This is a genomic window from Halomonas sp. (assembly GCF_034520545.1).
GTDB lineage: Bacteria > Pseudomonadota > Gammaproteobacteria > Pseudomonadales > Halomonadaceae > Halomonas.
Genome location: NZ_JAXHNN010000008.1, coordinates 1 through 12,335 on the forward strand (window position 1 = coordinate 1; position 12,335 = coordinate 12,335).

The following is a 12,335-nucleotide window of genomic DNA, read 5'->3' on the forward strand; positions in this document are numbered from 1 at the left end:
GGCCTCGGGAAGGCCTCACGCCAGCGGGGGATATCGTCCTTTCCCTGGTAGACGAAAAGCTGTGCCATCAGCGTTCTCCCATGGAGTTGTCCCAGGCCCGCAGCACGGGCTTGAGCAGGTACTGCATCACGGTGCGCTTGCCCGTAATGATATCAACCTGGGCCGTCATGCCGGGGATCACCTGGATGTCACTGTCGATCTGCTGATCCTCCACGGTCTGCACGCGCACCAGGTAGAAGGTATTGTCTTCATCGTCAGTGATGGTGTCGGCACTGATGTGATCTAGCTCGGCCTCGAGGCCGCCGTAGATGGCATAGTCGTAGGCGGTGAGCTTGATGGTGGCCGGCTGTCCGGGATGCAGGAAAGCGATATCCTGCGGTGCGATCCGCGCCTCGACCATCAGCTTGTCGTCGGTGGGCACGATGTCCACCACCTCCTGGCCCTGCTGGGCTACCCCACCGATGGTGTTGATCGCCAGCCGCTGCACCACGCCGTCCACGGGTGAGCGGATCTCGGCCAGCCGGACGCGATCCTGGAGCCCTTCACCGGATTCATCGAGCGCCGAAAGGTCGCCCAGGGTCTGTGATAGGTCGTCTCGCCAGTCGCTGCGACGCTCGGCGCCGAGCTCACTGAGCTGGTTGCGGGCCTCTTCGACGGCCGCTTCCAGGCGAGCCACCGCTGAATCGGCCTGGTTGCGCTCGCCGGTCGCCTGAGAAAGCTGACGCTGCAAACGTAACACTTCGACCTCGGACACCGCCCCCGAGTCCAGCAGTGGTCGGGTAAGGTTGAGCTCGCGGCTGATCATGTTGGCATTACGCTGGGCGGTGTCACGCCTGGACTTCGCCTCGTTGAGCTCCTCCTCGCGCTGGCGGATGCGGTCCTCCAGCACCTTCTGCTGCTCGCGTAATTCCTCGCGGTAGCTCTCGTAGACTTCTCGCTCCTGGGCCACGATGTCCGGCGCATTGGCACGCAGCTCCTCCGAGGGGCTGAAAGGAGTATCGGTGACCAGGGCCCGAAGCCGCTCGGCCTTGGCTTCGAGCGCCTGAGCCTGGGCACGGTTCTCGCGGAAGGTCGCCGCATAGCGGGTCGGGTCGATACGCATCAGCACCTCGCCCTGCTCGACCATCTGCCCCTCGCGCACCAGAATCTCCTGGACTACACCACCGTCATAGGTCTGTACTCGCTGCAGCTGGCTAGAGGGCACCACCCGGCCGGTGCCGCGCGTCACCTCGTCGATGGCCGCAAAATATGACCAGATGATCAGGGCGGCCACCGCCAACACTGCCACATAGAGGAAAGCACGGGCACGCAGGGGGTCCTGCTGCAACCGAGCCCAATCGGCATCGCTGGCCCAGTCGCGATTGAGGTGGGCCGCCGAGACACGACGGGCAAACAGCCGGTCCATGAAGGGACGGAACGGCTTGCCACCGGCCTCGGAGAAGCGGCCGATAGCCTCGAAGCCTTGCTGCTCGGCACTCTTGCGAGACTGGCTTGCCATCAGCTGGCCCTCCCGATCTGGCCCTTGCGAAGCGCCTCGACCACCTTGTCACGCGGGCCATCGGCGACCACCTTGCCGGCATCGATGACCACGATACGTTCCACCAGTGACAGCAGCGAGGTGCGATGGGAAACGACGATCATCGTCTTGCCGTGCGCATAGGCCTTGAGGTTGGCCTTGAAGGTCTCCTCGCTGGCGTGATCCATAGCGCTGGAGGGCTCGTCCAGCAGCAGGATCTGCGGGTCGTGAATCAGCGCCCGGGCGATGGCTACCGCCTGGCGTTGGCCGCCGGAGAGCATCTGGCCTCGCTCACCCACCGACAGGTCGACACCGTGCGGGTGGCTGTTGACCAGCCCCTGCAGGCCAGCGAGCTCGATGGCGCGCAACAGGGCTTCATCGTCCACCCCGTCGCTGCCGCCACCGGCGACGATATTATCGCGCAGCGTGCCATAGAAGAGGCTGACATCCTGGGGCACATAACCGATATGACGCCGCAGCTGGAGCGGGTCGATCTGGCGGATATCCACACCATCCACCATCACGGCACCTGCGGTAGGCTGATAAAGCCCCAGCATCAACTTGTTGAGTGTCGACTTGCCGCAGCCCACTCGACCCAGCAGCGCGACCTTCTCACCAGGCTCGATCTTGAGGTTGATGTCTCGCAGCACATCTCGCTCTTCATCAGGATATCGGAGGGACACCTTGTCGAAGCGGATCTCGCCACGGATCACCGGACGGTCGACGAAGGCCTTGCCTTCGGGACGCTCCACCGGCCGCTCCATGACGGCGTTGAGAGAATCCAGGGCGGTGGAAGACTGGTGGTATTGCGCCAGCAGCGCGGCAGCCTGACTGATCGGCGCCATGGCCCGCGACGACAGCAGATAAGCGGCGATCAGCCCGCCCTGGGTCAGGTTGCCCTCGATGATCTGGTAGACGCCGATGATGATCACGCACACCGCCACGCTGTGTTGCGCCCAGAGCGCCACGCTGGAAACCGAAGAGCTGACCAGGCGCAACTGGGCAGAGGTGCGCGACAGGAAGGCCGAGGCCTTTTCCCAGATGCCCTGGATGCGACTCTCGGCTCGTAGCGACTTGACCGTCTCCAGGTTCGAGATCGATTCGACCAGGGTGGCGTTGCGCTGGGCGCCCACCCGCCAGGTGGTCTCGGAGAGCTCATGGAGCTTGCTCTGGGCGGCCATGGCATAGAGCAGTACGAAGACGATACCCACCAGCACAGGAATCACCAGCGGCGGGCCGATCAGCGCGATGATACCGGCGAACATCAGCACGAAGGGCAGGTCGACCAGCGCCACCACCGTGGCAGAGCCGATGAAGGCGCGCACCGACTCGAAGGACTGCAGGGTCGCCGAGAACGAGCCGGTGGAGGTCGGCCGTGCCTCCATGCGCAGCCCCAGTACCCGGGCCATGATCGACGACGACAGCTTGACGTCAGCCCGGCTGGCGGCCAGGTCGACGAAGGCATTGCGCATCAGTCGCAAGGCCAGATCAAAGCAGAGCACGATGAAGATCCCCGCCGAGAGCACCCAGAGCGTCTCAGTGGCGTGGTTGGGCACCACCCGATCGTAGACATTGAGCACGAACAGCGGCATCGCCACCGCGAAGAGGTTGATGATCACCGAGCCGACAATGACATCACGATAGAGCTTGCGATTTTCGCGAATCACACCCCAGAACCAGTGGCGCGAGCGTTGCCGATTGATCTCGGGCCCGCGCGCATCGAAGCGGAAACGCGGACGCACATAGATGGCCTGGCCGCTGTAGCTGGACTGCAGGCCATCCAGGCTCACCTCGGTCTCCGCATCGCCGAGCTCGGGGAAGATTACCCGAGCCCGACGCGCCTTTACGTCGAGGGCAACCAGCACGCAGGCGCGCCCCGGCTCGAGCAGCACCACCACCGGAAACAGCTCGGGGTTGAGCTGCACCAGACGATCCTTGACCAGACGCGCGCTCAGCCCGGCCCGAGTGGCTGCACGAGGAAACACCGAAGGCGTGAGTTTGCCCTCCTCCAGCGGCAGGCCCGCGGTGAGGGATTCGGCGGTGGCCTCCCGGTCATGGTAGAGGGCAATGGTCTGCAGGCACTCGAGCAACTCATCGTGCACCGCCGCCCGGGAGAAACCCGGGCCCGGGTCTAGATCTTCTCTCTGCGACACAGCCACCTCGAACATCAAGACGCCCCGCCGCGGTCACGGCGAGGCGAGTCATGCCGGCAGGCCACACCTGCCGGCATACCACATCAGAATCAGCTACTCACCGCGTAGCTTCCGTGATAACCCATGGCCTCGAGGCGCTGCCGAAGGTCTCGTATCTGCGCGGGATTATCGATCGGGCCAAGCTGGACACGGTGCAAAGACCCGGCTGATTGCAGCCTGACCGGAAGGTCGAGCCCGCTTTCCAGACGCTCGCCCAGGCCGCTGGCTCGCACCTCGCTCTCCAGAGCCGCCACTTGCAGGAAAGTTCCCTCCTGGCGCGCCAGTATCACCGGTTCGGCGATACGAGCGTCCACCTCGGCATAGATGCCACCTGGCGACTGAGACCAGACCGATGGTGTGTTGTCGACCATCACTGTCGAGGCGTCGTTGCCATCGAAGGCATGTCCGCTAAGGTCCAGGTTTTCACCGACACGCTCCAGGGTCACCTCGACACGACGGTTCAGGCGGCGCCCCTCTACCGTGGCATTGCTGGCCACCGGTTGCCGGGAACCGTAGCCCCGCGTCTCGATCAGCCCACGCGCGACACCCTGGCGGACCAGGTAGCTCGCCACGCTATCGGCACGTGCCTGGGAGAGCGGGTCATTGATCGCATCATTGCCGGTGATGTCGGCATGCCCGGCGATGAAGACACGCTCGAGGTTGTCGATACGCTGGATATCCACTATCAAAGCATCGAGCTCGGCACGCGCCTCACTGCTCAGCACGGCACTGTTGATCTCGAATAAGGTGTCGGCTGAGAGCGTTACATCAGGCGCCCGCTGCGGAACTTCAACGTTACCCACCAGATCATCGAGGGTGAAGCCGCGGGGCCCCTGGGCCGGGCAAATCGCGTCCGGATCGATCTCCACGCCGTTGCTGCCCAGTTCAGCCAGGGTCGGCATATCATCGCGCCGCACCTCCAGCGTCTGCATCAGCTGTCCCATGGCGGCCAGGGTTCGGGCATCGGCCGTGGCGACATCATACTCGGCGTTGACATAGGCCCGGCTCGCCTCGAAATACTCGTTCTCGCTGTCCAGAAGGTCGAGCAGGGTGCGTTCACCGATGTCGAACTGCTGCTGGTAGGCACCCCGAACCCGATCAATGGACTGACGATGCCCGTTGAGGTACTGCATCTGCTCACGCAGGCGCTGGGTATCGTTGTAGGCGATCTGAGTGGTCTGTCGCACGTCGACGCAGGCTTTCTCCCGCAGGTTGACGGCCCGCTCGAGCCGGTCGCTCGCGGCGCGGAAGGACGCCAGGTCGCTGCCGCCGCGATACAGGTTCATGCTAGCCACCAGTTCGATGCTGCTGCGATCCCGGCGTTCACCATCGGCGATGACGTCATAGCTGCCGTCACTGTTTTCGTAGGTGCCGGTGCGGCCGCGCAGGTCAAGCCGCGGCTGGAAGGCCGAGCGTGTACCCCGCTGCTCAGCACGGGAGGCCTCGATGTTCTCTATAGCGGCATGAAAGTCGGGATTGCCCTGGAAGGCCAGGTCGAGCGCTTTACCGACATCTGCCGGCAGGCGATCGTCCATCTCCGGGGCCGGGGCCAGGTTCTTGGCCGGAAGATCGCCCACGATGCGCTGATAGCGCGCGGTCACATCGTGGAGATTGGAAGCCTCGGTCATCAGATTGGATTCAGCGAGGGACAGGCGACCGCTGATCTGCTCCAGGTCGACGCCGCGGCCGGCCCCGGAACGAACTCGCTCCTCGATCTGGTCGAAAACACGCAGGTGTTCGCGGTAGTTGTCCTGGGCCAGGCGCACCAGCTCACGGTAACGCTGCACGTCCAGGTAGGCCCGCGTCGCCTCCAGCGCCATCTCCTCGCTGGCCCCCAGTAGTTCGTAATAGCTAACTAGTTCGGCGCGGTCGAGTCGCTCGACCTCGCTGGCGGTGGCAAGACCATCCCAGAGCATCTGGGTGATGGTCAGTTCGGCATAGTTGGTGTCGTAGCTGCCGCGGGCATCGAGCTCACGATCCTCCACACCGATGCCGGCCGACACATCGACGCTGGGGAGATAGTTGCCGCGAGCCACCCCGATGTCGTTGCCGGAAGCGCGAAAGCCGTTCCAGGCGGCCTGCACTTCAGGATTGGTCGAGATCGCCTGCTGGACCACCTGCCGAAGGTCGGCACTCCCCGGGGCCGACAGACCCGCCGGCAGCGACTGAGCCACGGCCGAAGCAAGCGGTAAAAGTGCCAATGAAGACCCTAGGGCCAGGGTGCCGGCAATAAGGCGAATACGAGTACTGCCTACGGGATCGGTAATGTATTTCATGGATGTTCCCTTACATGATGGAAGCGACCTGGTCTCTGAACGATCAGGCCTCCCGGAAGTTTGATGATTTTCTTGTTATTGAGCGGGTCCCATTGGGTGACGAGGCAGACCCATGGCGCTTCCCTTCCCGACTTCCTTAGCGACCACACTGAAGCAACCCATCAACCTGACTCAGGGTCGGTCGAAAGCGTCAGACACCTCATGCCATTTCATGATGTGTCGCTTTGTAATTCAGCGTAACCGAATACGAGATTTTGTCCAGTGTCGATACAGGCATAGCGGGCAAGAGATTACCGACGCTTGATTTAGGACAATGCCGACAGGGGGCACCATATCCGGCGCGACGGCACTTCCATCGGCAAGCCACGCGCGCCGACAAACGTGGTATCGTCTCCGCGAAACGGTATGGTCACCTCAAGGAGAACGTCATGGCCTCATCGGAAATCCAGAAGACCCGCGTGATCAATGAGTTGCGGGGCTTCATCAAGAAACTTCTGCAGGACCCGAAGATCCTCGAGCAGTCACTGGATATCACCCGCCGCCAGCTCGGCGAGCCCGGCGAGGGGAGCGTGATGGCACGGATCGCCAACGAGATCTCCGATACCACCAGCGTGCACATCCCCGAGGACCCCCAGGAGCACTCGGAGGCCGACAGGCTCTTCCTGGAACTGCTCAAGGAAGTGGTCATGGAGGAGCAGGCGCTCTACTGACGTCCTAGCGCTAGCCGTAGGCGCCCCAACTCGTACCCGGGCGTCGTACCCGGGCGCGAGATGCAGTCATGCGCGAAGGTGGCTACAATCGTGGCCTGATTTTCAACGGGATACCCAGTGACGACATGTCGAACACCGCACGCCCTCCGCGCAAGATCCTGGTCACCAGCGCCCTGCCCTACGCCAACGGCGCCATCCACCTGGGCCACCTTCTGGAGTACATCCAGACCGACATCTGGGTGCGCTTCCAGAAGAGCCGCGGGCATGAGTGCCACTACGTTTGCGCCGACGACGCCCACGGCACGGCGATCATGCTGCGTGCGGAGCAGGAGGGCATTACTTCCGAGGCGCTGATCGAACGCGTCTCCCGCGACCACCAGACCGACTTCTCGCGCTTCGGCGTGGCCTTCGACAACTATCACTCGACCCACTCTCCGGAGAACCGCCACTTCAGCGAGCTGATCTACACCCGCTTGCGTGACAAGGGGCATATCGCCACCCGCGACATCGAGCAGATGTTCGATCCGGTGAAGGGCCTGTTCCTGGCCGACCGCTTCATCAAGGGCACCTGCCCGAAGTGCAGGGCCGAAGACCAGTACGGCGACAACTGCGAGGCCTGCGGGACCACCTACACGCCGGCGGAGCTGATCGACCCGGTGTCGGCGATCTCCGGCGCCGCACCCGAGGTGAGAAGCTCCACCCACTACTTCTTCAAGCTGCCGGACTTCGCCGATTTCCTGAAGGCGTGGATCGACGATGACCACGTCCAGCCGCAGATCCGCAACAAGCTGATGGAGTGGTTCGAGTCGGGCTTCAACGAGTGGGACATCTCCCGCGACGCGCCCTACTTCGGCTTCGAGATTCCCGATGCGCCGGGCAAGTACTTCTACGTCTGGCTCGACGCGCCGATCGGCTATCTCGCCAGCTTCCAGAACCTCTGCGACCGCCAGGGGATGGACTTCGACAGCTACTGGGCACCCGACTCCGACGCCGAGGTCTACCACTTCATCGGCAAGGACATCGTCTACTTCCATGCCCTGTTCTGGCCGGCCATGCTGCATGGCGCCGATTTCCGCACGCCCAGTGCGGTCAATTGCCACGGCTTCGTCACGGTGAACGGCGCCAAGATGTCGAAGTCCCGCGGCACCTTCATCAAGGCCGCGACCTACGCCGACCACCTCAACCCGGAATACCTGCGCTACTACTTCGCCGCCAAGCTGACCTCGGGGGTCGACGACCTGGACCTCAACCTCGAGGACTTCGCGGCCCGGGTGAACAGCGACCTGGTCGGCAAGGTGGTCAACATCGCCAGCCGCTGCGCCGGCTTCGTCAAGAAGCTCGGCGGCGGTCGCCTCGCCGGCCACTGCAGCGAACCCGAGAGGGTGGCACGCTTCATCGCCGCCGGTGACGCCATCGCCGATGACTTCGAGGCCCGCGAATTCGGCCGCGCCATGCGCCGCGTGATGGAGCTGGCCGACGAGGCCAACACCTACATCGCCGAGGCCGAGCCCTGGGTGCTAGTCAAGCAGCCGGGCCGCGAGCAGGAGGTTCTGGAAATCTGCTCGGTGGGCATCAACCTGTTCCGCCAACTGATGGTCTACCTGGCGCCGGTGGTGCCGGCCATGGCCGAACAGGCCCGCGCGTTTCTCGGGCTCGATACCCTCGACTGGCACAGCCGCCACACGCTGCTGGTGGATCATGAGATCGCCAAGTTCCAACCGCTGATGACTCGCGTGGAGCTGGACAAGATCGATGCCATGATGGCGGCATCGAAGGAGGATCTGGTGGAAGAACAGAAACTCAAGGAAACCGCGAAGGGACCGCTGGCCGAGGAGCCCATCGCCGACGAGATAAGCTTCGACGATTTCGCCAAGGTCGATCTGCGCATCGTCCGCATCGCCCGGGCGGAGTATGTCGAGAAGGCCGACAAGCTGCTCAAGCTGACCCTCGACCTGGGCGGCGAGACCCGCACCGTCTTCGCCGGCATCCGCGCCGCCTATGCGCCGGAGGCCCTGGAGGGCCGAGTGACGGTGATGGTCGCCAACCTGGCACCGCGCAAAATGCGCTTCGGCGTTTCCGAGGGCATGGTGCTCGCCGCCGGCGACGACGACGGCATCTACCTGCTAAGCCCTGATTCCGGAGCGGAACCGGGCCAGCGGGTGCGCTGAGCCGCCGCCGTGACGCAACCCGACGCCAACAAATCCCGGGCCACGCTTATCGATGCCATCGATGCCGAGCTGCCGCAGACCCAGTGCGGCAAGTGCGGCCAGCCCGGCTGTCGCCCCTATGCCGAGGCCATTGCCGAGGGTGAAGCCATCAACCGCTGCCCGCCAGGTGGCCAGCGCACCGTCGAGCGGCTCGCCGCAGTGACCGGCCGTCCCGCGCTGCCCCTGGCCGAACCCGCCCAGTCACCGCTGGTGGCCTGGATTCGCGAGGCCGAGTGCATCGGCTGCACCAAGTGCATCCAGGCCTGCCCGGTGGACGCCATCCTCGGGGCCTCCAAGCGCATGCACACGGTCATCGTGGATGAATGCACCGGTTGTGAGCTGTGCGTGGCACCCTGCCCCGTGGACTGCATCGACCTGTTGCCGCATCCCGCCTGGGAGGCCGCCGAAACCGACAAGGAGCGCGACGCCTACCTGGCACGCCGCGCCGAACTCGGTCGCCAGCGCTTCGAGGCGCGCAGCCGCCGCCTGGCCCGCCAGGCACGGGAGAAGCGCATGGATCGCCAGAAGCGGTTGATTCGCCTGCGCCAGCAACCGGGCTCGAGCAGCGCAGGCGGCCCCAATCCGCAGCGCCAGCGAAAGATGGCTGTCAAAGCAGCCGAACAGGCCCTGCGCCGGGCTAGGCAGCAGCTGGCCCACGCCGAGCGCCTGGGCGATGCCAGCGCGATTGAGGCGGCCCAGGGACAGTTCAACAGCGCCAGCCGTCTCCTCAACGACGCTCGAGCCGCCCTCCATCACGCCTCATCCCCCTGAGTCGAGCATGAACGCCCAGAAACGCCACGAGATCTTCGCGCGGCTGCGCGACCACACCCCGGAGCCGACTACCGAGCTGCACTGGACCACCCCCTTCGAGCTGCTCACCGCCGTGCTGCTCTCGGCTCAGGCCACGGACGTAGGGGTGAACAAGGCCACCGCCCGGCTGTTCCCCGTGGCCAACACGCCACAGGCGATCCTCGAGCTGGGGATCGACGGCCTCAAGGAGCACATCCGCACCATCGGCCTCTACAACACCAAGGCCGAGAACCTGATGAAGACCTGCCGGATCCTGGTCGAGCAGTACGGCGGCGAGGTCCCCCGCACCCGCAAGGCCCTCGAGGCCCTGCCGGGCGTAGGCCGCAAGACCGCGAACGTCATCCTCAACACCGCCTTCGGTCAGCCCACCATCGCCGTGGATACCCATATCTTCCGTGTGGCCAACCGTACCGGAATCGCCAAAGGCAAGGACGTGGTCGAGGTCGAGAAGAAGCTGCTGCGCCAAGTACCCAAGGAGTTTCGCCAGGATGCCCACCACTGGCTGATCCTTCACGGGCGCTACACCTGCCTGGCACGCAAACCCCGCTGTGGCAGCTGCATCATCGAGGATCTTTGCGAGTACCCCGAGAAGACGGCGTTATGACAAGGGCTTACCTCAGCCGATGGCGACACCGCACACGGCTCCTGACGCGTCCCGGCTGGCACAAGTGCTCGCCGGCTGGTTCACTGGCAGCATGACCGCCAACGAGAGCCGCCCATGGAAGCGCTGAAGTATCTTCTGCTGCCGCCCGTTATCAATGCCCTGCTGATCCTCGCCGGCCTCGCCCTTGGCGCCCGTTATCTGACCGGCGGCCTGCTGATCACTCTGGGGCTAGCCAGCCTGCTAGCCTTTTCCACCCCGCTGGTCAGCCACGCCCTGCGCCAGGGGCTCGAGCCTCCCGCCCTTGCCGGCCCCGGCCAACTGCGCCAGGCCCAGGCCATCGTGATCCTCGGAGGCGGACGCGATCCTGCCTCCCCGGAATTCGGCTGGGGCGATGCCCCGTCCAATGCCAGCTGGCGTCGACTGGCCTATGGCGCCCACCTGCACCGCGAGACCCGGCTGCCGATCCTGGTCAGCGGCGGCCGCGTGCACGACGAGCACAGCGCCGAAGCGAGCTTGATGGCGGCGGCGCTTCGCGAGGTATTCGAGGTGCCCGTACGCTGGATGGAGGGACGCAGCAGCAGCACCGCCGAGAATGCTCGCTACACCGCCGAGATGCTGGGAGCCGAAGGTATCGAGCATGTCGCCCTGGTCTCCCAGGCCTGGCATCTGCCGAGGGCGATGGCGGAGTTCGAGCGCGTCGGGCTGTCCGTCACGGCCGCGCCGACCGAGTTCGCGAACGCCCCCCCGCCGGGCATTCACGCCTGGATCCCCCGCGCCTACCACCTCCACCAGAGCACCCGCGCCCTGCACGAGTGGCTGGGACGGGCCGAACTGGCACTACGCAACCAGCTGCTGCGCCGCGGTGACTGACGCCAAGGTCGAAGCGCCACCGCTACTGAAAAGCGCTAGGCTGGTCCTTTCTCTACGAGGCTCGACATGCTTGATCTGCTGATTCCCCTGTTGCTGACCGCTACCTTCGGCACCCTCATCGGCACGCTTTGCCGGCTGACGCGCTGGCCCGGCCGCGAACGCCCGCTACTCTTCCCGTTGGTGGGTCTTGTCGCCGGCATCACGGCCTTCTTCATCCATCTGTTGCTCAACCGGGTGACCGGCGCGCCCGCCTGGTGGCTGCCGGTGCTGGTGATCCTGCAGATCTGGCTGTGGCTGGGGCCGCTGGGGCCGAGGCGCAAACTCGAGCGGCAGCAGAAATAAGTACCTCGCTTGCGTCAGCCAACATCGCCTACGTCACCCCAGCGAGAACTCACCGCCCTTCTCTACGGCACGGCGATAGGCAGGGCGCTCGCGGCAGGCCGCCAGGAAGCCCTTGAGCCTGGGATATCCTGACAGGGCTCCGCCGTTTTCCAGAGCGAGCAGCGGAAAGCTCATCTGGATATCGGCCGCAGTGAACGCCTCCCCGGCAAACCAGATATCACGCCCGAGCTCGGCTTCCCAGTAGTCGGTCAGCTGGCGGATCTGTGGCCCCAGCAACTGCTTCTCCACCCCGCGTGCGAAAACCCGGCCCAGGGGCCTGGCCAGCGCCGGCACCGGAGGCTTGCCGAGCGATGAAAACACCAGACGCATCACTAGCGGCGGCATGGCAGAGCCTTCGGCATGGTGCAGCCAGAAACGGTAGCGCTCACGGGAGTCACTGCCCACCGGCGGCACCAGATGGCCCTGTGCATCGTAACGCTCGATCAGGTACTCGACGATCGCCCCGGATTCCGCCACGACTCGACCGTCCCGCGTCTCGTCACTGATCACCGGAGACTTGCCCAGCGGATGAATCTCGCGGAGCGATGCAGGCGCCAGCATCGTGCTGGGATCGCGGGGATAGGTGATGACCTCGTAGTCGACACCGAGCTCCTCCAGCAGCCACAGGATTCGCTGAGAGCGGGAATTCTCCAGATGATGGACCTTGATCATGCCGTCCTCCTCGTTGGACCCCCGGCCATCGGGGGCGACTCCCGCACCCTAGCACGCCAATTCCCTCGACTCCTGCCAAGGTCGTCTTTGCCACCGC

At 64.7% G+C, this 12,335-nt stretch carries 10 protein-coding genes; 6 read left to right on the forward strand and 4 right to left on the reverse strand.

Annotated elements, in window-relative coordinates; all coding sequences use genetic code 11:
• Positions 1-67: 67 nt before the first annotated feature.
• The 3 genes from U5L98_RS04665 to U5L98_RS04675 form a co-directional block, all read right to left on the reverse strand.
• On the reverse strand, positions 68-1,498 hold the full coding sequence (locus U5L98_RS04665; protein ID WP_322557181.1) for an HlyD family type I secretion periplasmic adaptor subunit: 1,431 nt from the start codon (positions 1,496-1,498) through the stop codon (positions 68-70).
• On the reverse strand, positions 1,498-3,669 hold the full coding sequence (locus U5L98_RS04670) for a type I secretion system permease/ATPase (protein WP_322557182.1): 2,172 nt from the start codon (positions 3,667-3,669) through the stop codon (positions 1,498-1,500). The genes U5L98_RS04665 and U5L98_RS04670 overlap by 1 nt, the downstream gene beginning before the upstream one ends.
• Positions 3,670-3,758: 89 nt before the next feature.
• Positions 3,759-5,984 (reverse strand): TolC family outer membrane protein, encoded by a 2,226-nt coding sequence (locus tag U5L98_RS04675; protein WP_322557183.1) that lies wholly within the window; start codon positions 5,982-5,984, stop codon positions 3,759-3,761.
• Positions 5,985-6,412: 428 nt separating this feature from the next.
• Between U5L98_RS04675 and U5L98_RS04680 the strand changes: the two genes are divergently transcribed.
• The 6 genes from U5L98_RS04680 to U5L98_RS04705 all read left to right on the forward strand — a co-directional run bounded on the left by U5L98_RS04680 (position 6,413) and on the right by U5L98_RS04705 (position 11,527).
• Positions 6,413-6,694: a hypothetical protein gene (locus tag U5L98_RS04680; RefSeq protein ID WP_322557184.1), complete on the forward strand. Its 282-nt coding sequence runs from the start codon at positions 6,413-6,415 to the stop codon at positions 6,692-6,694.
• Positions 6,695-6,819: 125 nt separating this feature from the next.
• Positions 6,820-8,862 (forward strand): methionine--tRNA ligase, encoded by a 2,043-nt coding sequence (gene metG, locus U5L98_RS04685; protein ID WP_322557242.1) that lies wholly within the window; start codon positions 6,820-6,822, stop codon positions 8,860-8,862.
• A gap of 9 nt (positions 8,863-8,871) precedes the next feature.
• Positions 8,872-9,672 carry an RnfABCDGE type electron transport complex subunit B gene (locus tag U5L98_RS04690; protein ID WP_322557185.1) on the forward strand — a complete coding sequence of 267 codons (801 nt, stop codon included), beginning with the start codon at positions 8,872-8,874 and terminating at the stop codon, positions 9,670-9,672.
• A gap of 7 nt (positions 9,673-9,679) precedes the next feature.
• Positions 9,680-10,315 (forward strand): endonuclease III, encoded by a 636-nt coding sequence (nth, locus tag U5L98_RS04695; RefSeq protein ID WP_322557186.1) that lies wholly within the window; start codon positions 9,680-9,682, stop codon positions 10,313-10,315.
• Between the two features lie 114 nt (positions 10,316-10,429).
• The gene (locus U5L98_RS04700) at positions 10,430-11,185 is read left to right on the forward strand and encodes a YdcF family protein (RefSeq protein WP_322557187.1); all 756 of its coding nucleotides are present in this window, start codon (positions 10,430-10,432) and stop codon (positions 11,183-11,185) included.
• A gap of 66 nt (positions 11,186-11,251) precedes the next feature.
• Positions 11,252-11,527: a hypothetical protein gene (locus tag U5L98_RS04705; protein ID WP_322557188.1), complete on the forward strand. Its 276-nt coding sequence runs from the start codon at positions 11,252-11,254 to the stop codon at positions 11,525-11,527.
• Between the two features lie 33 nt (positions 11,528-11,560).
• Here the strand turns inward: U5L98_RS04705 and U5L98_RS04710 are convergent, their stop codons facing one another.
• Positions 11,561-12,238, reverse strand: coding sequence for a glutathione S-transferase (locus tag U5L98_RS04710; protein ID WP_322557189.1), 678 nt, complete (start codon positions 12,236-12,238; stop codon positions 11,561-11,563).
• Positions 12,239-12,335 lie beyond the last annotated feature (97 nt).